This window comes from Pseudanabaena sp. UWO311 (assembly GCF_006937785.1).
GTDB lineage: Bacteria > Cyanobacteriota > Cyanobacteriia > Pseudanabaenales > Pseudanabaenaceae > Pseudanabaena.
In genome coordinates, this window is record NZ_SJEE01000026.1 from 18,718 (window position 1) to 41,258 (window position 22,541).

A 22,541-nucleotide genomic window follows, 5' to 3' on the forward strand; every position below is an offset into this window, starting at 1 on the left:
AGGATTGATCGCGAAATATTTGTTGCGAGCTAATGATTACGCCGATAATGCGCTGTCATGAACTGCTGCCAGTTGCCATCATCACCAAGAATCTGCGATCGCATGATCCGATGGTCATCACTAACAAACTCAATGATGTCCTGATACTTCGCGATCGCACTCTGGCTAAAGTTTAGTCCTTCTGTATCAAGTGTGAGAATCTTTTCCGACTCATCAAGAGCGCCATTGTAAATCCAGAGATGCGTCATCATTGAGCCGATAAAGTTTCCCACATACCGATTGATTCTTGGGTCATAGCCCAACGTCATAATGGTCGTACCACGATTACCATCGGGCATTTCACTCTCACCTTCTGCCACGACCCAAAGTCCGCCAAGCGATCGGACGATTTCAGTTCCTTGATTCTTCGATGGTGGTTGGTCAGGTCCCATCATACATTCGACTTCCGAAATCCATTCGCCAACGAATTTATCGAGCCATTGATGTTCTTTTTGAGGTTCAGCGTCCATATTTTGCTCCTAAATAGTTAATCAAGATTAGTTAATCAAGTTTTTCAAGCCTTCACTTACAGCTTTCTTGCGGCAACCATTGCGTTAATCTGCTCATCAGCGCCTCGAATCTCAAAGGCTCCGTTGCGAACTCCAGGGTGTTGGGACATTAACTGGATTGCATGGTTCAGATCTCTAGCTTCAAGAAAGAGGATACCGCCCAGATGTTCCTTCGTTTCGGCATAGGGACCATCGGTAATCGTAACCTTACCGTTCTGATACCTTAGCGTTGCGGCATTGCGGATACTTTGGAGAGCTTCGCCACCAACAAAGTGTCCGCCTCGACGTAGCTCGTCGTCATAGGCAAAACATTCCTCCATCAGCGCTGTGCGATCGCTTTCGGTCATCCAATCCCATTGCGCCTCATCCATATATCCAAGGCATATAAATTTCATCATTACCTCCAGAGTGTTATCTCAAATTAGTTGCCTTCATCTAGTAGTCGTTCAGTAAAGCTGTAAATCGACAACACGGCAAAATATTTTTACAAAATATCTAGAGGCTTTGCTCCGCAACGCCTCTAGATATTTTGTTAGCTTAGTTCTTGGAGACGTTTTTCGAGAAACCGCCGCTCTGGTTCTTGCTTCACGAGTGCAAGGGCACGTTGGTAGGATTCTCTTGCCTGTGAATTTCTGCCCAAGCGCCGACAGAGATCGGCTTTTGCGGCATGGGCTAGGTGGTAATCAGCTAAATCACCATTTGATAAGATGCTATCGATCCGTTGCAATCCCGCTAGAAAGCCATCCCGCATCGCTACTGCCACGGCTCTATTTAGATCGACCACTGGTGATGGCTCTGCTCGCATGAGTAAGTCATACAAGGCGACAATCTGTGCCCAGTCCGTTGCCTCAGCACTTGTTGCTTCAGAATGTACTGCCGCGATCGCAGCCTGAATTGTGTATGAGCCGAACTGTGAAGATGATAGCGCTTGCCGCACAAGTGCCCTGCCTTCCGCAATATATGCTTGGTTCCAGAGCGATCGATCCTGATCTTCTAGAAGGATTAGATCGCCTGTGAGAGATGTACGAGCAGTACGTCGCGATTCTTGCATGAGCATCAGTGCTAACAATCCGATCGCTTCGGCATCTGGTAATAGTTCTACTACTAGTCGCCCCAAGCGAATTGCTTCTTCAGAGAGGTCGGTTCTTGTTAGAGATTCACCTGATGAAGCCGCATATCCTTCATTAAATACTAAATAAATCGTTTGCAGCATCGTATCTATGCGATCTGGCAACTCTGCGATCTCTGGCACTTGATAGGGAATTCTTGCATCACGGATCTTTGCTTTAGCTCGGACAATTCGCTGAGCCAATGTAGGGGGCGTGATCAGAAAAGCGCTAGCAATTTCTTCAGTGGTTAGTCCGCAGACTTCTCTTAGTGTCAAGGCTACTTGTGCTTCTCGTGATAGAGATGGATGGCAGCAGGTGAAGATCAGGCGCAGGCGATCGTCTTCAACATCCTCATCCGCATCTTCTTTGCCAGAGGTATCACATGTGTCGAAATTTTGAGCGAGTTCTGCTAAGGATGCATCAAAACGTGTGCGGCGACGAATGGTATCAATCGCTTTGAATCTCCCCACCGAGACAAGCCACGCTTTAGGATTGGCGGGTATGCCATCGCGGAGCCATTGCTTTATAGCCACGGTAAAGGCTTCATGCATTGCCTCTTCTGCAAGGTCAAAATCTCCGATCAAGCGAATCAGGGTGGCGAAAATACTACGCGATTCTTTACGGTAGATATCATTAACGCGATCGCGGATCTGGCTGGCAATGTTCTCATTCATGGAGCGTGATTGTAATTGCTGCTGATGCTAAAAGTGCTGATATAGTCCGAATATGGTTCCACATTGTCCAATTGGTAAGATAGTTAGCCCATAGACTCGCACCGTTAGCACTATCTGGATCGGCGATCGCTAGCGCATCATTTAGAGGCACATTGCAGAGGATTGTCACACCCAATGTACCAACAAGATAGAACAGACTCCCGATGAGCAGGTAAACTGCATGGGGTTGATACCAATTTAACAGCGAAGATCCAGCCAGAAAGACACAAGCCGCAGCCGTTCCTAAAAATATACCTATAAATAACGGATTGATCGCCTTAATATTTATCGATTGCATAGCGGTAATGCCTTGCTTTGGTTGGAGTCGGGCAAGAGCATTCATTACAAAAGTTGAGAAAGCGAAGAAGACTCCAGCCATCAGCCCACAGCCCAATGCGGAGAAAAGCTTCAAGGCGAAATCATGTTGTTGAATGAATTGCAGCATTGTCCTACGTTCCAATCAGTTAAGAGATTTTATCCCAATCCTGAAAATGGCGTTGCCATTTTCAGGATTGGGACAACTATAGCCAATCAAGTCAGAATGTAAACCCAAAAGTAGAGTTGCGGCGCAACTCTACTTTTGGGTTTTTATCAAACTATAGCCATATAAGTAGACACGCTTAATTAGTTGCACACCCAAACCCGTAAGGTTGCGTCCCTGCGGGGCGCAACCTTACGGGTTTGGGTAATTGCACTTGAAAAGCTCTACTCCTCTCAACTTGGCTTTGCACTGTTTATACTAGGTGTTGAATGCAAATACTCTCTAATTTCAGAGCCATATGGATACGATTCGACAGCCTCGACCCAAGATCGGTGCATTTGATAAATTGCAAAAAGCTTCAGAATTTACGATCGCGGGGGTTGAAGATTCGATTCCATTGCGGGTACTGGTGCAAATATTTGTGTTTATCAGTATTGGGGCAATGGACTCGGTGGCGAGTTCGGGAAATAGTGCTTGGGCAATCCCTCTAAGCGCGATCGCAGGAGTCTGGGCATGGTATGCAAGACGCAAACGCAATGTAGTCGTGAAATTATTCATTGCGATCGCCATGATTGCTATGTTAGTCGTATTTCTCGGAGATCTGGTGCGGAATACCGATGAAACGCGGCTATTACTGGCGAGATTGTTAATCCAGTTGCAGGTTTTGCATAGTTTTGACTTACCACGCCGCAAAGACTTGGGCTATTCGATTGTGATCGGATTGATCTTGATGGCTTTGGCGGCAACTTTAAGCCAAACAATGGTGTTTGCACTGTGGCTCATCGCCTTTTTATTAGTTGGTATTCCAATTTTATTGCTCGATCACCGCTCTCGTTTGGGTGTGCAAACTAACGGGTTTCAACCAGAAAAAATGGGGATTTCCCTTTTACCTTTATCGGGGCTACTAGCGATCGTATTGGTATTAGGTCTGACGATTTTTGCTTTTCTGCCCCGCTTACCAGGTTTTCAGCTACGCAACTTTCCTGTCAGCGTCAATCTCTCCGTGAAGCGAGAGATGTCCAAAGGAGATATTTTAACGAGACAGCAGCAGCAACAGCAGCAACAGGCTAGCCCAAATGGCACTAGCCCAAATGGCACTGGAGGAAATAGTGGTAATAACGAGCAAGAAACTTTGCCGCCATTGTTTGCCCCTGAGATTGACACGGTTTCTGGGACTAAAAAGGATAATCAACGCAAACCTGAATTGGTGATGCGGGTGCGATCGCAAGCAGAGTTATTTTGGCGAGTGATGGCTTATGACGAATTTACGGGAAAAGGCTGGCGTATTTCGCGCAATGATCCTAGCCAGATCCGCACAGTTAGACGCAATCCCCTCAATTATGAGTTTTTTGTTGCCATGCCACCCTATGCATCGACTGGCTCCACAAAAAAATTAATACAGCCGATCGAGAGTCGAGAAGTAGTCCAAACCTATACGATTACATCACCCAATTTCCCTAACCTTGTACCTGCTGCATCTACACCGAAACAGATCTTCTTCCCTAGTGAAGAGTTAGACATAGATCCCGAAGGGATGATTCGTGGCCCTGGCCCTTTGCCAGAAGATCTTACCTATACTGTGATTTCCAGCGTGGTTGCCCGCAATTCTAAGCAATTGCGGCTATTGCCTAATGAATATCCGAAATCAGTTCGGGACTATTATTTGCAAGTTCCGCCTAATTTATCGTCTGAAGTTCGCAGTTCGGCTCTCGAAATGATTGCCAGTGCCAAAGATCCTAATGGCAAGTTGATCGCTTTAGATAATGCCTATGATGTCGTGGTTCAAATCGCCCAAAGCATCAAGCAAAACTACGCGATTAAACCGCTAAAGTTTGATGAGTCTAAGGGTGATCTCGTATCACAGTTTATTGAGCAAGGTGGGGGTGAGGAGAGTCATTTTGTCTCAACAATGGCGGTAATGCTGAGATCGCTGGGCATTCCTACTCGTTATGTAGTTGGTTTTGCCCCAGGAAAATTTAACCCATTTACAGGGCTGTACGAGGTTCAGAACATTGATACACAGTCAATGGTGGAAGTTTTCTTCCCAGCCTATGGTTGGGTTGCCTTTGATCCTGTGCCAAATCGTCCTCTGTTTCCCCCGTCGATTGAGGAAAATCGGACATTTGGGGTCATGCAGACCTTTTGGAATTGGATCGCTCAATTTTTGCCAAGTCCAGTCAATAACTTTTTTGCATCGCTATTTGACAGTATTGGTAAGTTTGTAGGCGGTTTGGTGAATTGGCTGATTGAAATGGGATGGATTGGTATTGCTTTTGGCTTAGCGATCGCCTTTGGTATTTGCCTTGGTGGTTGGGCATTGTGGCAATTTGCAATCTGGTGGTGGCAATTGCAACGTTTACAAAAAATGCCGATACCGCAGCGTACCTATCAGCAAATGTTGCAATGGCTATCTGAGCAAGGTAAGCCTAAATCTTCTTACCAAACCCCTCAAGAATATGTCGCGAGTCTTAGCGATCGCGTCTCTGAGAAACAAGCCTCTGCGATCGCCCAAATTACGCAGATCTACCAAGACTGGCGCTATGGCGATCGGGCGATCGGCTATAACCTTGCCACAGAGTTAAAAATGCTGCTCAAGCAATTAAAGACCAGAAGATAGAGTTGTGGCGCAAAGCGCCGCAACCCTATCTTTTGATTATGAAGATTTGTGATTTTATTACAAATTCTTGGCGGATTCACCGCTTTTGGTAGACTAGATGGCGAATATATTAAATTTTTTATTTTAATTATGAGTGTAGTTAGTCAAGTTTTAGAAAGAGCAGACGAAGAACTCCGCTATCCCAGCATTTCTGAGCTGCAAAGTGTGCAAAACTTCCTTGCCACTGGTGCTCAAAGGGTGAGAATTGCCACAACCTTGGCAGAAAGCGAAGATAAAATCGTCAAAAAAGCCACTGAAGAACTATTTAGAATTCATCCTGATTACATCTCCCCAGGTGGTAATGCCTATGGTCAAAAGCAACGCAGCCAATGTCTAAGAGATTTTACATGGTACATCCGTCTGACGACTTACGGTGTATTGGCAGGCGACAAAGACCCTATCGAAAAAATCGGTATCATTGGTGTCCGTGAAATGTACAGCTCTCTCGGTGTGCCTTTAGTCGGTATGGCTGATGCAGTTCGCTGCCTCAAGAATGCATCTTTAGCATTACTCAGCAAAGATGATGCTGCGACCACTGAGCCTTACTTTGATTACATCATTCAAGCCATGTCTTAGAAAATGAAGGGAGGGCGCTATGCGAGCCTTCTCTCAGAGCAAAACTATAAAAGCCCCGCAAGACGGGGCTTTTATAGTTTTGAGCCAATGCCTTTCTGGTTTACCTTTCAAAAATGCCATGAAAAGCTAGTCATCCAGATAGCTATTAATCTTCGTAAATTTAAGTACAGCAATAAAAAAGTACAAAGTTATTAGACTGTCATACCAACCATGAAAAAAAGAGATTTGTTACTAACTGGAGTATCGCTCATTGGGGGGGCTTGGCTATACCAATTTTGGCAGAAATCCACCGATTCTTTACCCACAGACTCAGCGATCGCAGTAGACTCAACTAAAGCAACTAAGAGATATGAAATCATGAAAACCGAAGAAGAATGGAAACAAACTCTTACTCCAGAACAGTTTCGTGTTTTACGAAAACATGGCACTGAGCGCTCCTTTAGCAGTCCTCTCGATAAGGAATATAGCAAAGGAGCCTATAACTGTGCTGGTTGCGACTTACCACTATTTACCTCTGACACCAAGTTCAACAGCCGCACTGGTTGGCCGAGCTTTTTTGCACCAATTGAAGGTGCGATCGCAACTACAACTGATAATTCTCTGTTTATGAAGCGAGTTGAAGTCCATTGCAGCCGATGTGGTGGACATTTAGGACATGTCTTTGATGATGGACCAAAGCCAACAGGACAGCGCTATTGCATGAATGGAGTTTCTCTCAAATTCGTTCCTGCTTAGCCTGAGCGAAACTAAAACCAAAAACGTAGTGCAAAGCACTACGTTTTTGGTTTTAGTTTCCATTTAAGAATTGCTTTCTATGGTTTCTAAAATTGGTAACCGATGCTGAAATAGAGAGAAGACTCTTGCAGATTAGAACCGCGATCGCTAAGGTTAACAAATGGAAGTGTATAATCAAGCCGTAGGTTTAGCCGTTTAACTGGCTCGTATAGAATGCCCAATCCACCACCAGCTAAAAAGTTTTGACTAGGAAGCAAATTGAGGTTTCTAGAATTATTCCAAACTGTACCGAGATCGACAAAAGGAGCTAACTGGAGAACTGTACGACCATCCTCATTTCGCGCCACCACAAATCGACTCTCCAATGACAAGCGAATCCCATTGTCACCCGATCGCGCATTTTGACGGAAGCCACGTAACGATTGACCACCACCAATCACAAACTGCTGTGATGGTAAAAGCGGATCAGCCGAGAGTTGAGTATCTAAAGAACCGATCAAAATCGTATCAGTTCCCAGAACCTGAACTCGTTGAATTTGTCCCAACCAGCTTAAGAAAGCAGCACTGGGACTGGTAACATAAGTTGCACCAAATAGCCCTGTACCGAGACTAAACTGCGATCGCAAAGACCAAACTCCTTCAGTATCACGACTAGTATAGTCTTGCCCAAACTTAAATATACTAGTACGGCTAGTTCCATCGGATTCTGGCCCAATTCCAAATGGCACAGCTAGATCGTTAAATAGGAAAGTCTGACCTCTTTGATATTCATAACCTAGAGACAGTGCAAATTCTTCACGGAGAGAGCGAATTAAGGGTTGGCGATAAGTTGCAGCATAAACTTCACTATTGCCGCGAATATTGAAAGCATCAAATGGTGACTGGGTAATGCGATAGTTACTAGGTGCAAACCGTAGCGAGACAGTTCCATTCATCGGATTGACGGGAACACTAAAACCAAAATCATATTGGTTAGAGCCGCCTGTTGTGGTTCTGGAATAATTGGCTGTAAATACATCTCCCAATCCAAAGAGATTGCGATAATTTAGCCCTACTCCCATGCGTTCAGACCCAACCGCAGGAGCAGAGAAGTTATCGAAACTGACAGAACCTGCAAATTGATTTGCTTCCACTACTGTAATTGTGAGAATACTCAAGCCAGCTTTGCTACCAGCTTTGAGATTAGCATCAAAACTTTTAAAATTGGGATCGGCACGTAAGAGTCGCAGTTGATCTTCGAGTTTATTGGTGTTGAGGGCAGTACCAATTCCTAGCTCAGTTCGCGATCGCACGTAGTCTGGATTAAGGGCATTAACGCCGATAATTTCGATTTTTTCGACTTTTCCTTCTAAAACTTGAATCTTGGCAATGCCATCAACGACGCTTTGAGGTGTGTATAGGGCTTGAGAGGTGACGTAGCCATTCTTGATGTAGAGTTGAGTAATGGCATTGGCAGCATCTGTTAGTTGTTCTTCGGTAACTGATTTACCTTCGAGTGGTTTGATGATGGGTTCGAGTTTAGTCGCATCGAAAACTGTGCTGCCAATAACTTCAATTTTTTTAATGGGAATTGCTTGAGAAATTTCAGTTTGAGAAGTTTGAGAAGGAGAAGTTAAAGGAGAAGAAGCTATTTCTTTTGAAGGGATAGAACTAATTGATGGGGAAGATGTTAATGCTGTAGAAACTGGATTAGCACTAACCGATAACCTGCCATCTGTCGCTACCAATGCAAGGGTAGAAAGTCCTAATAATACTGAATGGATTCTTTCTATCTTGAACTTTAATTTCGTTGTTTTTACTTGCATGGTTACTATCTTCACATTGATTCCTCACCGACAGCCAAAAAGTTAGTATATTTCAGTCTCAATTACGCGATGTGCAACTAAAAGTCTGAAAGCCCTGATTTCTCATACTGCACTGATAAGCAGTTTACACTTCAGGTAGCTCAAACAACCTAAGAGAAATGGCTCAAAATATAGTTATCGCGTCTTAATTTGGATATTTTTGAAAAATCATAGTATAAAATTATCTTATTAAATCCCAGTCAAATTTTGGTGTGTGGTTGAAGATTATGATGAAGCCAACCTGGGGAAAGTATTGGGCAATCACTGCCGCAATTATCGCAATGTCTCCAGCATTGCTGACAGCGCCCGTCACAGCACAACCAATCACTGCTGCGCAAGATGGAATGAACACCGTCGTATTGCCAAATGGACAGCAGTTTGACATTACAGGCGGCACTCAAGCAGGAGCCAATCTCTTCCATAGCTTTCAGCAATTTGGCTTAAGTCAAGGACAAATTGCCAACTTCCTGAGTCAACCAAACATTCAAAATATTCTCGGTCGCGTCGTTGGCGGTGATCCTTCCGTTATCAATGGCTTAATCCAACTCACAGGCGGAAATTCTAATCTCTACATCATGAATCCCGCAGGTGTGATTTTGGGAACCAATGCGAGCTTAAACGTTCCTGCTTCTTTTACTGCTACGACTGCCAATGGAATCCAAGTTGGGAATAGTTGGTTTGGGATGAATACGATCGCCAGCGATCTCAAGAATCTGACAGGAACTCCTAATGCTTTTGCTTTCACTAGTCCTTCTACTACCGTCCAAAATCAAACATCAGGAGTAATTGTCAATCAAGGCAATCTCAACGTTTCGGAAGGAAAAAGCATTACTCTCGTTGGTGGGATTGTGATCAATACAGGGACTATTGCATCTCCTAATGGCAATATCAATATTGTGGCAGCACCCAATGGCAAATATGTGCGGATCACGACTGAAGGTGGTGTGCTGAGTTTTGACTTGCCGATCGCAACTCAGCAGGAGTTGGGCAGTAAGACCCCGATCGCAGGGATTGATTTGCCGAAGTTGCTGGCTGGTTCGGGGATTGTTGCACCGACAAAGGCAGGGGAGGCGATCGCAACAGGTAATCTCACGGCCGCTAATATCAATGTCCTTGCTAATCGCTATGACACGACTCAAGCTTCTCTGAATGCTGCGAATATCCAACAAGGTTGGAATTTTGTGTTTATTGACAGCACGGTTAAGGATTATCAAACATTACTAAATGGCACTAATGGCGGTAGTAGTGTGACGGTGATTAATCCAGACCAATATGGGATTGCTCAGGTCACGGCAACTTTGGCTACGGTGACTGGTGCGAATAGTTTGCATATTGTGTCTGAGGGTGATGTTGGTAATTTCTGGCTGGGTAAAGATTTTGTCAGTACTGAGAATATTGCTAGATATGCCAACGATCTTCAAGCATGGAAAACTTCTTTATCACCTGCGGCGAATATTTTGCTCTATGCCTGTAATTTGGCTAGTGGAGAGAATGGGGCGGCGCTTGTGCAAGCAGTGAAACACTATACGGGGCGTGAGGTAGCGGCTTCGACTGACTTGACGGGTAGCAGTAAGCTTGGTGGTAACTGGAATCTGGAATATCAGACTGGGAAACTGAATACGGGTGTGGCGTTTAGTAACGATGCTCAGAATAGTTATAACGGTCGTCTGGCTACCTTTACGGCTACAAATATTAATGATGCTGGCGCAGGGTCTTTGAGACAAGCGATTTTTGATGCTAATGTTTCACTAGGTGCTGATGACATTCGGTTTGACCCGAATGTGTTTAATGGTGCTCAAGCAGCGATTACTTTAGCAACAACCTTGAATATTAATACCTTTACTGGAGGTCTAACCATCAGTGGTGCATTTGGAGCCAGCAATGTAACGGTGAGTGGCAATAATGCGGTGCGCGTGTTTAATATCACGGGTATTGGCAATACCACGTTTGATAGTTTAAGGATTGTTAATGGAACAGTAGCAGGCAATGGTGGAGGGATAAATAACAGTGGCGGCGGAGCTGTGACGCTCACCAATAGCACTGTGTCGGGTAATACTGCTTCTAACTTTGGTGGTGGAATTTTTAGCAATGGATCAGTGACGCTCACCAATAGCACTGTGTCGGGTAATACGGCTGTGGTTTTCGGCGGTGGGATTTTCGGCAATGGATCAGTGACGCTCACCAATAGCACTGTGTCGGGTAATACGGCTGTGGTTTCAGGTGGTGGGATTTATAGCGATGGATCAGTGACGCTTACCAATAGCACTGTGTCGGGTAATACGGCTATTAATGATGCTGGTGGTGGGATTTTTGGCGTAGATGTGACGCTCACCAATAGCACTGTGTCAGGTAATACGGGGGACGGTGGTGGTGCGATTGTAGGCTTTGGAGCTGTGACCCTAACCAACAGTACAGTGTCGGGTAATACAGCAACTTTTGATGGTGGTGGGATTTTTGGCTTGAATGGAGGCACAATTACCAACAGTACTATTACAAACAATACTGCCGATGCAGATAACAATGGTTCAGGCAATGGTGGCGGTATTTTCCGCGAGATCAACGGCACATTTACAATTATAAATTCGATTATTGCAGGTAATTTTGACCAAGGATTGCAGGCTCCTGACTTGGGTAGTAATGTTGCAGGAGTAGGTTTTACTAATGGCGGCAATAACTTAATCGGAGCAAACGATGGCTTTGCCGCCACATTTGCACCTAGCGCCCTCATCGGCACGATCGCAGCACCAGTCAATCCCCAACTTGCGCCCCTTGCCAACAATGGCGGCCCAACTCTAACCCATGCCCTTTTACCCAACAGCCCAGCCCTAAATGCAGGGAATAACGCCAACGCCCCAGTAGGTAACGATCAACGCGGCTTACCCCGTATCTCTGGTATCGCGGTTGATATTGGTGCGTTTGAGGCTCAAGTTCCCTTAGTTGTAGCAACCCCAACTCCATCTCCAATTCCATCACCATCACCGATTTCAACTCCTAATATCGACCCATCTGTAGTGAGTCGGCAAAGCCCAGCGCAAAATATTTCCTTACCAACTGATGTGACTCCCATACTATCAACTGCGACTGACCAGACATTCTCTATCGAAAAATCTGCCTTAGCCACATCTCAACATCAGCAAGCCGATAAATTCCTCCAAACTGGTAACATAACAGAAGCAATAGTCAGTCTTGAATCTAGCTACATTTCAGAGCTAGAGGCTTATACTGGCATACCTTTAGCATCCACAACGGGTTTAACTGGCACAACTTCAACTACTCCAACTGGCACAACTTCAACTACTCCAACTGGCACAACTTCAACTACTCCAACTGGCACAACTACTACTACTCCAACTGGCACAACTACTACTACTCCAACTGGCACAACTTCAACTATTTCAACTGGCACAACTTCAACTACTTCAACTGGCACAACTTCAACTACTCCAACTGGCACAACTACTAATACTTCAACTGACATAACTTCAACTACTCTAACTGGCGCAACTACTAAAGCCAAAGAGATTATTGCAAATATTATAAACGAACTAAAAAGAACCTCAAAAATCACGAATAGCCCTACTGCGGTAGTTTATCCCGTGATTTTTGATGACCGTATTGAGATTTTGGTTATATCTCCAAGTGGAAAGATAGTCCAAAAAACCAACGCAGATATCTCTAAACAGGTTCTATTAAAAGTAATTTCAGACTTTCGAGCCAACCTGCGGGATGCCAGTTCACAAGATTATCTGGGTGAAGCTCAAAAGCTAAATGATTGGATTGTCAAGCCAATTGAAACAACGCTGCAATCAGAAAAAATAGGTACTATTGTTTTTGTGATGGATGGAGACTTACGAGTAATTCCAACAGCGACTCTCCATGATGGCGAAAAGTTTCTGGTTGAGAAATATGCGATCGCCAATGTACCCAGCTTTAGCTTAGCGAGATTAGAAGAACGAGATCGTAAAAACAGTCGTGTACTGGCGATGGGCTTAACCCAATCTGTGCAAGGGCTTTCAGCATTACCTGCGGTAAATACGGAGATTAACAATATTGTCAGCAAAGATAATGCTCAATCATTATTAACAGGTAGTTCTTTTATTAACGAAGACTTTACCCTGATGAATATGCAAGCACAGAGAAAACAACAAGATTACGGCATCATTCATCTAGCTACACACGCTCAGTTTTTGAGCAATAAAGCTGACGGAGCATTCATTCAATTTTTTGACGATCGCCTTAATATCAGACAAATTCCTAAACTCAATTTTGATAAACCTCAAGTCGAAATGTTGACATTGAGCGCTTGTGAGACCGCAGTGGGCAAAAATCTTGGTCTTGGAGGACTATCTGTAACTTCAGGTGTTCGTAGTGTTTTAGCTTCTCTCTGGCCAGTCAGTGATGCTGGCACTGTTCCTTTAATATTGAGCTTTTACAGTCGCTTTTCCGATGCCCCAAGTAAAGCGGTTGCCTTACAAAAAGCCCAGTTATCAATTATAAGAGGCGAAGTTAAAATCGAAAACAACAAAATCATTGGTATTCCTGGCTTACCAATAATTTCTCTACCTTCAGATAGCCCAAAAGATGTAAACCACCCATATTTTTGGTCTTCTTTTGTACTCATTGGCAGTTGGTTATAACATACCTTTAAATCAACAATTCCTATTTATTCCCATAAGGATTCTAACCTGCATTATTCATGAGAACTCAAAAGAGAATAAATTGCATCCAATCAATCAAAAAAATAGAACAAAATCCCAATAGGGGCAGGTTTAGAAACAAGTCAATGGTTTACCAATAGATTTGTCTCTAAACCTGCCCCTACGCATTATAGGTATATTCCATTTACGGACTTATTGAACTTGCGATCGCATACTTCTCAATTCCGCAAATTCTGTCAAGATTAGCCCAGTCGCCCGACTAATAGCATCATCATCCAGCACATCCAGCAATTTCCCAGCCATTTCTAGCATAGCCTCCGTTTTACCTTGCTCCAAGCCCTGCTTGAGAGCCTTGACGATCGCATTATGTTGATCTTGGATAAAGAACTCCTGATGTTGTAACTCGTCTAATTCTTCAGGCGAAAGATTTCCTTCTCTGGCAAACTCAAAGGCTTGCTTAATTTCTGGCACAAGATTCATACTCTCTGGCACAACATCTAAATCAATCGCATGTTTGAGAAAATATAGCCACTTGTCTGCCAAGGTTTCTAGCACCATCAGTGCTTTATCAAATTTTGGCAACTCGACAAATACCAGTTCCAGATCGTAGATAGGATAGTCAATCAAAAAATCTTTCTCTTTTAAAATAAACCGAGAAGTCAATTGATTTATTTCGGGAAACATCACAAAATCAGTAATTGTCAGCGCTATCACAGGATTAAGTTGCGAGTATGATTGTCCGATGCCGAGTTGAATGGAATAAGCTTTGGCAGCATTGTAGAGAATCCGCTTCTCAAATCCTTCAATATTTAACACCTGCATTTCAATAATTACGCTTGTGCCATTATCCAGCTTAGCTTTGACATCGAGATAGGTATCCTTAACACCTCGGATGCGTGGAGCTAAATAAGGATTAAGGATTTCTAATTGCGAGATTCTGCTCTGACCATCGTAAAGCATCGCATTCAAAAAACTGATCAAGACATCATGGCTTTGTTCGGAGCCAAAGATTTTCTTGAAGGCAAAATCAGTTTTTGGACTAATAAATTTCATATGCTTCAGTTAGATCTTATCTCAATTAATCCTAACACTCTCCATCGTCGCGAGATCGCCTTACACTCAAGTGCGTTGTTCAGAGCTAAAATCTGTTAAAACAGGTTAATTTTGTTGCATGGACAATCTCAACTCCCAATGGCAACATCAATATCGGGGCAGTACCTGATGGTAAATATGTACGGATTACGCCTGAAGGTATTCCTCTTAGCCTCGATCTGCCGATCGCAACTCAACAAGAATTGGGCATTACCAAACCGATCGTAGGAATTGATTTGCCGAAACTACTTGCTGGTTTGGAGATTATCGCACCGACTCGGGCAGGAACTGCGATCGCATCGGACAATCTCACGAATGGCGATAGCATTGTGTCTGAAGGTACTGGTTTTAACCCCACATCATCTTCACTGACCAATGCAGCTTTACCAGCAACCAAGAAAGTTGTGAATATATTTGGCTATTTCCTAGTCGAGAGGATTTAGAAGGACTCACACCAAGATTAGATAATCAAGATTTAGATAATCAAGATCTAGAAGTTAGCTTCATAAAAGTTCTCTGTCTTGACCCATCTCTCGCCACTGCTCAGACAACTTCCATTCCTACTTACAAAAAATAAACCCTGAGTTTTAGTTGCGCTGTTCTATTCCATTTTGAATATTCGTTACATTTGAAGGTGGACGAGTCCAATTAAAGTCACTAATCCTTATTAAAAATTCTCCTAACCCTTGATTAGGATTGTATCTAATCAATACAGAATAGGTACGCCTTGCGTATTCTAAGGAATATACAGAATCAAATAAATTGCCAGTATCCAAGCTCCAACTCTGCTGAATGCCAAGTCTCAATGGCCCATAGATTTGTTGAACTATTCCTGCGGTCAGCGATCGCGTATCAGCAACGCGGTCAAATAAGAATGGCGATTTACCGCTAGCAAATGCTTGAGTATAGCTAAGGGTTAAGCCAGTATAGTCAAGGAAGTCTTTAGCAAAATGACCAACCTCCGCAGCTAAACCAACAGTTCCATAAAGAACAGCTTGATTAGCTCCATTAGAGTAGAAAGAATTTACGCCTTGCGCGGTCAAAAAAGCATCTAGTCTTGGCACAATTGGTTTGGGAGAGAAGCGCAATCCCGTTTCTTTTTCGGCTGCTAATGGTTCACCTCGTAGCAGGGGAAAAGCTCGACTGAGAACAGCAGCACCTTGCACACGAATTAATGAACCGATTGTACTGGGTTGGATGTCATCTCGTACCGCCCCAACGAGCTGAGCAGAAGCTTGATAACTAAAAGAAATTTGAGAATCTCCAAGAACATAGTTGGGAGATAACAAAGTTGTTCCCAAAATGTTGTTTACATCCTGAAAGCCTAGCGAACCATTGAATACCCGATCGCGAAAAGCATACTGTGAGAGCAAAGTATGGTTACCAAACACTGGCATCTGATAGCTAGCATTAAAACGCAATAAGGAATCAATCTTAGAAAAATCTAAACCTGAGAAACTCGCTCTTGCCGATAAGCTTGAGCCATCATCAAAGGCTCCATTTAAGGTAGCAACAACCCCAATAATATCAACACCTGAAAATCCACTCTGACTAGAAAAAGCACGTTGTAGAAGCAATTGGGGGGACAATTGAAAATTCAAGTTGGATTGAGTGATCACATCAAAGCTTTGTTGATAAAAAACACCATCTCGATCGCGGCGGTCAAAACCAACTAAGGCAGGAGCAAAGCGTTGAAAACGATCAAGTGTAATACTATTGACTGGCAATGGCAGAGAAAATCCCTGATCAAAAACAATGCGTGGAGATTCCAGATCTAGTCGATTTTGAGTTGGTGAAATCGGAGTTAAGGTAGCTTTACTGGTAGTAAGTTCCAGTTCAGGAGGACTAAAAGGATCGTTCGTAACCCTCAAATTTTCGGCTGTCCAAGTATCTCCATCAATTATTAAACGCTCGGCAATAAATCCAATACGGCGCACTTGTCCTTCAGAAGAGTTTCCAGAACCAATAGGAGCTATGGTGATCGAGTTAGTAGCCAGTTCTGATGGCGATCGCGACACTTCAGAACTTTGAAGAGTGCCAAGGTCAACAGCACCTGATGCGTTGAGGAGATCGCCCTTAACAGTCCCGTAATTATAGGTAAGCTTTGTTCCACGTATCTTCTGGTCACCGCGTGTAAAAAACACATTACCTTCGGCAACAACTTCCTGCGTTTTGGTATTTAATTGAACGCGATCGGCTTTGAGTTCCGATTTTTTATAATTAATTACCACATTGCCTTCAGCGACAAACACCTGAGTATTAATGTCATATTCTTGGCGATCGCTAACCACGTTTAGCTTTTCCCCTACACGCGGCGGTAAGGGTGGGCGTGGCTTATCTTTAGGCTTTGGCTTCGGTAAACTATTTGGCTTGATGGGGCCAGCTTGAGAGATCAGAGTTGTTCTGACTTGCTGAGCGATCGCATCGGGATCAGGCAAGCTCTCTAAAAAAAGCTGTAGCTGAGATTGCACCTCTATTGGCAATTCAGTAGGCAATCTAGAAATACGACCATTAAACGCTGACGAAGACGACAACGTTTGGCTAGAGCTAGCCTGTCTCACCTCAGCATAGGTGCTAGGTGGCAGTTGAGTTGAAGGCAGTGGTAAGAAATCCATACTTCAACTAAGTTTACAGGATTTTTCTCTGAGATATAGCGATAAACTACTGAATAAAGTAAAAACCACGCTGCGCGTGGTTTTTACTTTATAACAATGCTCGCCTAATTGCGGATTTGCACAGGCATCAGCAAATAAGTCATTTTGGTTGCCCCAATTGGTACAAGCACAGCAGGGCTAGTTGGATTGTTCATCTGAATTTGGATTTCATTGCTCGGTAGAGCTTTTAAGCCATCTAATAAATATTTGACGTTAAAGGCTATTTCCACATCTTCACCTGAAATCTGGGCAGGCAGAGATTCACGTCCTGCGGCGACATCAGGAGCTTCAACAGAGAGCGAAATTTCCTGCCCAGTAGAGTCAATTGTAATTTTGACAATGTTATTTTTTTGGTCTGCCAATACAGCAATGCGTTCTAGAGCGGATAAAAATAATTTGCGCTCGACTGTAACTTGACGTTCAAAGCGGCTGGGAATCAATTGGCGATAGTTGGGGTAGGTGCCATCTAACAAACGGGAAATTAAGATTTGATTAGCACTTTGAAAAATCATATTGGCACGATCAAACTTAACTGCGATCGCACCCTCTGTTTGTTGGTTGAGCATCCGTTCTAGTTCACGCAAGGCTCTAGCAGGAATCGTCACCTCCAGATTAGTAGTCACGGTATCCCCCGTCACAGGAGGCTCATCTGCATCCAAAAATCCAGTTTGCACAACGGATAAGCGATGTCCATCGGTAGCCGCAAACTCTAAGCGATCGGCAGTAGCAGTCAGATGCACACCCGTGAGAATACGCTTGGTCTCATCAGCCGAAGTGGCAAACAGGGTTGAGGACAAACCACTCAGCATTGACTCAACAGGCAAATAGGTAGTTTCGCCATCTTCGCCAATTTGAGGTAACTCAGGAAACTCTTCCACAGGTAAACCATGCATTTGATAACGTCCTGAACCACAGACAATCGAGACCATCGTGTTGTCTGTGTCCACAGTGATCGTGATGTCTTCATCAGGAAGACGCGACACAATGTCGTTAAGTAACTTTGCTGGCAGAGTAATCGATCCCGCCTCTACGACTTGAGCAGGAAATGAGACCTGAATACCTAGATTGAGATCAAAGGCAGTCATACCAAGACTTTGATTGGAGCCGTCAGCATCTAATCGAATGTTTGCCAAAATTGGATGGGTGGGGCGAGATGCGACCGCACGACCGACAAGGGCAAGGTTAGCAGCGAGTTGGTTTTGGGGACAGACTAGTCGCATAGTTTGATAGAAGATTTTCTAAGCTTGAGGGTGAGAGGAAAGAAACAGCGTTAAATTTTGAATGAATTTAGATTCTAAAAAGTGCGGTTAAGGCTCGAAGGGAAAATTCTAGAAGATTTCAAAATTTGAGTATTTTTTAAGGTTTGAAGATTTTTAAAAGAAACAAAAAATGTATTTAAGATTACTTTGCTAATATTTTTTGAAAACGCAGTTTAAATGAAATTTTTTAAAACAAACTTTTTCTGAAAAGCTTTTTAATTTTGATTTTTTTGATTTGTGGAAGCCAATCATACCATCGTTGGAATTTTTTACAATATCAAAATCCAAATTTATTTTTTCATTCATTTTTCGTTTGAACTAATTATTACTCTTTAAAGAATAATAAATCTTTAATAGTAGTAGTAGGGGCTGTGGAAAATGTGGAAAACTCAAAGAGAACTATATAAAATAAGCTTTTTAGCATTTTTTACCTGTGGATAAACCTGTGGATAAACTGGCTAGTTTTCCACAAGGTATAAATACCTATCAAAAGTTTTCCACATTTATGCAAAAGTTTTCCCCAGATATCTCCATCTTTTCCACAGAAAGATAGTAGTTATCCACAGGTTTTCCACAGGTAAAAAATAAACATCTAGATTTATCAACAGATCTATATCAAAAATGTTCACGGAAAACTCTTTTGAAATTTATTGTCAAAATCTTAATAATACTTAAATAACCAGAACTTATTAAGAGTTGTAATCCTTTTGATAATTTTAGAATTTGGGAAATTAGGACTTGATTTAGTGATTTTGAACGGCATGTTTGAACTGGAAATTCTAAAATATTGCTGAAAATGGTGTGCGGTCGCTGAGGGCGATCGCTAAATTTTCTCTACGATTCCTTGCAGATTGATATAGTGATGAAAAGTGAAATTGATTGATTTGAGTTTTAAAATATAGGTTTAAAAAATTGTGATGGAAATATTGCTCAAAAATTTATTTTGCCGCCTATGTTTTGGGGTGATCGCCTTACTAATTAGCTTTAATTTATTGACTGGTAATGCATTGGCTTTGCAAGTGTCAGATATTCCTGACTTATCCGAAATTAAGACCCTGACTGACCAAACTTGGGTGATTGATGATTCTGAGGTATTAAGTGCTTCGACCAAAAGTGCGATCATCAGCAAAGCTGAAAAATTAGCAGAATTAACGGGGATCGAAGTTCATGTCGTGGCAATTCGCCGCATTGATTTAGGTCAACCTGCATCAGAATTTACGGCAGAATTATTTGATAAATGGTTCCCTTCTGGATCTGAGAAGGCTAATCAAGTACTGCTATTTATGGCGACAGAAGACCACCGTACTGCTATTCAGACTGGCGAAAAGGTAAAAGAAGTCCTGCCTGATAGCATTGCCAATAGTATTGCCGATGAGACGATGCTCTATCCTGCGCGTAAGGCAAACTATAATCAATCTGTAAATGAGGGACTTGCTCGTCTAGAGGCTGTTTTGAAAGGTAATCCAGACCCAGGTGCGCCCCTATTAGCAGTAGAAGAGACTGAGACGAGTAACTATGCTACTAGAGAGGAAACTGAGGCAAGTTCATCAAATGTGGTGGTAATTATTCTACTGGTTTTGGCGACGTTGTTACCTATGGCGACTTATTACTGGTTACAAAGTCAACCATAACTCAAAAAGAAAGAGGCGGCGCATCGCGCCGCCTCTTTCTTTTTGAGTTATGGTTCATCAAAATCGGTGTCTTGTGCTAGGTTGGGTGGAGTTACAGAGCGAGTGACTCTTACTTTATGGCTTTCGCGTTGGGTTTGAGCTTCGATCGCGATCGCTTCAAAAGCAACATCAATACTACTGAGCGGAATCGAGATGTTTGTGCGGGCTTCAATAAACGCGGCATTGGGAACAGTACTAAAATCTAAGAGCCAACGTGGTCCATCTACAATCATCCGCGTTTGCAAATCTTTAATCCAGAATTTCACAAAGAATTTAGGAGCAAGTGCTGGGAGACGAACGGTTACTAACATTGGTGTTCCTGAAATTAGCTCACCAGTAGGAATAAGAATTTCAGGTATGGGAATTGGTTCTTGTTCAGAAAAAGACTGGGTTGAAGATTCTTGAAGATTGCGAATAGTTTGGGCTGTCTCAGCCAAATTAGAAGCAGCAGAATTTTGGCTTGAGACAGTGCTAACTGGGAAAGTGTTTGGATCTATAGGATCTTCCCAAACATACTCATTTAAAATCAAATCAGGTTCAGAAGTTAATAATCGATCCAGCTCAACATCAAGTTCGAGATCTAGTTCGGCGAGGCTGGTGGCTTCGGTGATCGTTCTTGGTGGTTGTTCAGGGTTGTTTAGATCTATGGATGCACTAGTTAAAGTACTCGATAAATCATTTTCTAGTAATGGATCGCTGGGTGGGAAGGTTTCGAGTAATAGTTCTTCGGTACGTTGGTTGGCTTTTTGGGATGCGATCGCATCAGCAGATAGAGTTTGTAGTTTATTGAGAAACCGATTTCCGCTGGGTTTTGATTGATTGGTGACTGATGCATTTTCTTGCCACGGCTGCTCTAGTAGCTCTTCATAGTTGTGAGGGAGTTCTTCTTCAAAACTATAAAGTAGTTCTGGTTCTTCTTCAGAGTTTGATGAAATTTGGCGATCGCTATCGGCTAAATCATCAATATTTCTCAGATCAAAGTGCGTCTCAGTTTCTTGAGAAATATCTGTCTCTACCTGTGGAAAACTTTGAGGATAATCATCAGTTATTTCAGGATTAGGGGGAGTATAAATCTGATTACTGCTCCTATTTTGTTGAGATGGTAAAGGTGGTAATGACAAAGAATTTGCAGGTGTTTGTTGCTTTAATGCTTCTCCCTGATTAGCTTTAGATCTGTTAGAAGGTATGGGTGGAAGACTAAGCGAATTGGCTGGTTTTGGCTTTGGTGATAGACTTCTAGACTTATTTTCCGTTGGTGTTGATACCTGTGGAAAACTCTGTGGAAATTGTTGGTAACTAGACTGATCTCTGGTTGTTTCCGTCGTTTGAGAATTGAGAGTTGTTTCTTGAGAAGAATGTTTTTTAGCTTCTTTAATGAGTTCGGGCAGAACTCTCGCAGCAGGATAGGAAACTGCGATCGCCTGTTGCGTCACATACAAATCTCTATCTAGTTGAAAGTCTTGATGGGGATGAATTTGGACTTCACCGATGAGAACTTGAATTTCTGAAGGTGGCGGCACAATGATCTGATACGCAAAGGTGATTGCGCCAGTTGCTGGATTGCGATCGCCAGAATTCGTGATCTCGAAGCGCTGATTTACGACAATATCAAGGGTCTGTGGATCTTTGAGGCTGACTTCGATTTCTCCTTGAGTATAGACTTCTCCTGTGAGATGGAAGCTATTGTTTTCATTAAGAATATATTGAGGCTGTTTTAAACGTAATAAAATACGAGGCTGAAATGGTTCATCTGTTTCTTCAGTTAAATCATTTGGGCTATATGCTTCTACCAGCTCCAAGACATTAGGGTGATCGCTTAGAGATTCTGTTTCTAGTTCTATATTTTTAGAATTACCATCAATCTCTTCGTCTCCATCATCCTCATCATCAAAGAGTGCAAACTCTTCAAACATAGATTCGACGAGTTCCGTTGATCTTTGCTCAGCAATATCGAGAATTGGTGAGCTATAACTTAGAGGGGTTGGCTCAGTTTGAATGATTCCCAATGCATTAGTATGTGACTCATTGGCAAGTTCGGCAGGAGTTTCTACTTCTTCTGCAACTTCGTTATATTGCCATTCGGAGCCAGCTTCTGCTGAAATTTGAATTACATCAAACTTGACAGTCTTTTTCCATGCAGGGATTAAATTGGTGCTTTCTGATCCTGTGCCAGATTCTTGGTTCGGTTCTGTAGCTATGCAGTCAATCTGCCATATCCCTGGTACAAAGTTGGTGTATGGCATGACGATCAGCAACCCATCATGGCTGATGCGTTTAGCAATTTTTTGTTGTAAAGGCTGATGCCGCACATCTGCGAGAGGGCGATAGGCGATCGCGATCGCAACTAGCGCATTTGCTGAAGCAGAGCGTGCAGCAAGTCGGTACTGCCCCTCCAAAATCTCTACAGTTGGAGATTCTAGGGGCAACCAGGACTTGTCACCTTTGCGTTGTAGCAAAAACTCCCAGTTTTCCATATTCGGCGATCGCGGGTTAAGGCGGTAAAGTGTGCTTAGTTATCGCAAATACTAACCCATCTAGGCTTGTAT

15 protein-coding genes are annotated in these 22,541 nt (G+C 43.0%); 6 read left to right on the forward strand and 9 right to left on the reverse strand.

What is annotated here, in order from left to right:
* Positions 1-29 precede the first annotated feature (29 nt).
* The 4 genes from PseudUWO311_RS17505 to PseudUWO311_RS17520 all read right to left on the reverse strand — a co-directional run bounded on the left by PseudUWO311_RS17505 (position 30) and on the right by PseudUWO311_RS17520 (position 2,815).
* Positions 30-509 (reverse strand): DUF1579 domain-containing protein, encoded by a 480-nt coding sequence (locus tag PseudUWO311_RS17505; protein ID WP_142656524.1) that lies wholly within the window; start codon positions 507-509, stop codon positions 30-32.
* A 56-nt stretch (positions 510-565) separates the two neighbouring features.
* Positions 566-943, reverse strand: coding sequence for a YciI family protein (locus PseudUWO311_RS17510; protein WP_142656562.1), 378 nt, complete (start codon positions 941-943; stop codon positions 566-568).
* A 137-nt stretch (positions 944-1,080) separates the two neighbouring features.
* Positions 1,081-2,331: an RNA polymerase sigma factor gene (locus PseudUWO311_RS17515; RefSeq protein ID WP_142656525.1), complete on the reverse strand. Its 1,251-nt coding sequence runs from the start codon at positions 2,329-2,331 to the stop codon at positions 1,081-1,083.
* Positions 2,324-2,815: a DUF1772 domain-containing protein gene (locus PseudUWO311_RS17520; RefSeq protein ID WP_223807622.1), complete on the reverse strand. Its 492-nt coding sequence runs from the start codon at positions 2,813-2,815 to the stop codon at positions 2,324-2,326. The genes PseudUWO311_RS17515 and PseudUWO311_RS17520 overlap by 8 nt, the downstream gene beginning before the upstream one ends.
* Before the next feature lie 334 nt (positions 2,816-3,149).
* Between PseudUWO311_RS17520 and PseudUWO311_RS17525 the strand changes: the two genes are divergently transcribed.
* From PseudUWO311_RS17525 to msrB, 3 genes are all read left to right on the forward strand, one after another.
* On the forward strand, positions 3,150-5,468 hold the full coding sequence (locus PseudUWO311_RS17525) for a DUF3488 and DUF4129 domain-containing transglutaminase family protein (RefSeq protein WP_142656526.1): 2,319 nt from the start codon (positions 3,150-3,152) through the stop codon (positions 5,466-5,468).
* Between the two features lie 129 nt (positions 5,469-5,597).
* Positions 5,598-6,083 carry an allophycocyanin subunit alpha-B gene (gene apcD / locus PseudUWO311_RS17530; protein WP_142656564.1) on the forward strand — a complete coding sequence of 162 codons (486 nt, stop codon included), beginning with the start codon at positions 5,598-5,600 and terminating at the stop codon, positions 6,081-6,083.
* A gap of 210 nt (positions 6,084-6,293) precedes the next feature.
* Positions 6,294-6,818, forward strand: a complete 525-nt coding sequence (gene msrB, locus PseudUWO311_RS17535) for a peptide-methionine (R)-S-oxide reductase MsrB (protein ID WP_142656527.1) — start codon at positions 6,294-6,296, stop codon at positions 6,816-6,818.
* An 86-nt stretch (positions 6,819-6,904) separates the two neighbouring features.
* Here the strand turns inward: msrB and PseudUWO311_RS17540 are convergent, their stop codons facing one another.
* A complete protein-coding gene (locus PseudUWO311_RS17540; RefSeq protein WP_190303549.1) occupies positions 6,905-8,623 on the reverse strand; it encodes a ShlB/FhaC/HecB family hemolysin secretion/activation protein in 1,719 nt (572 codons plus the stop codon).
* Positions 8,624-8,889: 266 nt separating this feature from the next.
* On the opposite strand from PseudUWO311_RS17540, the gene PseudUWO311_RS17545 reads away from it, so the two are divergent.
* Positions 8,890-13,299, forward strand: coding sequence for a CHAT domain-containing protein (locus tag PseudUWO311_RS17545; RefSeq protein ID WP_142656528.1), 4,410 nt, complete (start codon positions 8,890-8,892; stop codon positions 13,297-13,299).
* 213 nt (positions 13,300-13,512) lie between these two features.
* Here the strand turns inward: PseudUWO311_RS17545 and PseudUWO311_RS17550 are convergent, their stop codons facing one another.
* Positions 13,513-14,373, reverse strand: a complete 861-nt coding sequence (locus PseudUWO311_RS17550; protein WP_142656529.1) for an Rpn family recombination-promoting nuclease/putative transposase — start codon at positions 14,371-14,373, stop codon at positions 13,513-13,515.
* A 242-nt stretch (positions 14,374-14,615) separates the two neighbouring features.
* On the opposite strand from PseudUWO311_RS17550, the gene PseudUWO311_RS17555 reads away from it, so the two are divergent.
* Positions 14,616-14,855 carry a hypothetical protein gene (locus tag PseudUWO311_RS17555; RefSeq protein ID WP_142656530.1) on the forward strand — a complete coding sequence of 80 codons (240 nt, stop codon included), beginning with the start codon at positions 14,616-14,618 and terminating at the stop codon, positions 14,853-14,855.
* A 144-nt stretch (positions 14,856-14,999) separates the two neighbouring features.
* On the opposite strand, the gene PseudUWO311_RS17560 is transcribed toward PseudUWO311_RS17555, so the two are convergent.
* Together PseudUWO311_RS17560 and dnaN are read right to left on the reverse strand one after the other, a co-directional pair.
* Entirely contained in the window at positions 15,000-17,027 is a 2,028-nt protein-coding gene (locus PseudUWO311_RS17560; protein WP_142656531.1) for a DUF3769 domain-containing protein, read from the reverse strand.
* Between the two features lie 104 nt (positions 17,028-17,131).
* On the reverse strand, positions 17,132-18,286 hold the full coding sequence (dnaN, locus tag PseudUWO311_RS17565) for a DNA polymerase III subunit beta (protein WP_142656532.1): 1,155 nt from the start codon (positions 18,284-18,286) through the stop codon (positions 17,132-17,134).
* A gap of 956 nt (positions 18,287-19,242) precedes the next feature.
* Here dnaN and psb32 point away from each other — a divergent pair.
* The gene (gene psb32, locus PseudUWO311_RS17570) at positions 19,243-19,956 is read left to right on the forward strand and encodes a photosystem II repair protein Psb32 (protein ID WP_142656533.1); all 714 of its coding nucleotides are present in this window, start codon (positions 19,243-19,245) and stop codon (positions 19,954-19,956) included.
* A 47-nt stretch (positions 19,957-20,003) separates the two neighbouring features.
* On the opposite strand, the gene PseudUWO311_RS17575 is transcribed toward psb32, so the two are convergent.
* On the reverse strand, positions 20,004-22,469 hold the full coding sequence (locus PseudUWO311_RS17575) for a hypothetical protein (protein ID WP_142656534.1): 2,466 nt from the start codon (positions 22,467-22,469) through the stop codon (positions 20,004-20,006).
* Positions 22,470-22,541 lie beyond the last annotated feature (72 nt).

Bases quoted from the DNA above. Each gene is read 5' to 3' on its own strand.
- PseudUWO311_RS17505 (WP_142656524.1), bottom strand. From the start codon at position 509: ATGGACGCTGAACCTCAAAAAGAACATCAATGGCTCGATAAATTCGTT.
- PseudUWO311_RS17510 (WP_142656562.1), bottom strand. From the start codon at position 943: ATGAAATTTATATGCCTTGGATATATGGATGAGGCGCAATGGGATTGG.
- PseudUWO311_RS17515 (WP_142656525.1), bottom strand. From the start codon at position 2,331: ATGAATGAGAACATTGCCAGCCAGATCCGCGATCGCGTTAATGATATC.
- PseudUWO311_RS17520 (WP_223807622.1), bottom strand. From the start codon at position 2,815: ATGCTGCAATTCATTCAACAACATGATTTCGCCTTGAAGCTTTTCTCC.
- PseudUWO311_RS17525 (WP_142656526.1), top strand. From the start codon at position 3,150: ATGGATACGATTCGACAGCCTCGACCCAAGATCGGTGCATTTGATAAA.
- apcD (WP_142656564.1), top strand. From the start codon at position 5,598: ATGAGTGTAGTTAGTCAAGTTTTAGAAAGAGCAGACGAAGAACTCCGC.
- msrB (WP_142656527.1), top strand. From the start codon at position 6,294: ATGAAAAAAAGAGATTTGTTACTAACTGGAGTATCGCTCATTGGGGGG.
- PseudUWO311_RS17540 (WP_190303549.1), bottom strand. From the start codon at position 8,623: ATGCAAGTAAAAACAACGAAATTAAAGTTCAAGATAGAAAGAATCCAT.
- PseudUWO311_RS17545 (WP_142656528.1), top strand. From the start codon at position 8,890: ATGATGAAGCCAACCTGGGGAAAGTATTGGGCAATCACTGCCGCAATT.
- PseudUWO311_RS17550 (WP_142656529.1), bottom strand. From the start codon at position 14,373: ATGAAATTTATTAGTCCAAAAACTGATTTTGCCTTCAAGAAAATCTTT.
- PseudUWO311_RS17560 (WP_142656531.1), bottom strand. From the start codon at position 17,027: ATGGATTTCTTACCACTGCCTTCAACTCAACTGCCACCTAGCACCTAT.
- dnaN (WP_142656532.1), bottom strand. From the start codon at position 18,286: ATGCGACTAGTCTGTCCCCAAAACCAACTCGCTGCTAACCTTGCCCTT.
- psb32 (WP_142656533.1), top strand. From the start codon at position 19,243: ATGGAAATATTGCTCAAAAATTTATTTTGCCGCCTATGTTTTGGGGTG.
- PseudUWO311_RS17575 (WP_142656534.1), bottom strand. From the start codon at position 22,469: ATGGAAAACTGGGAGTTTTTGCTACAACGCAAAGGTGACAAGTCCTGG.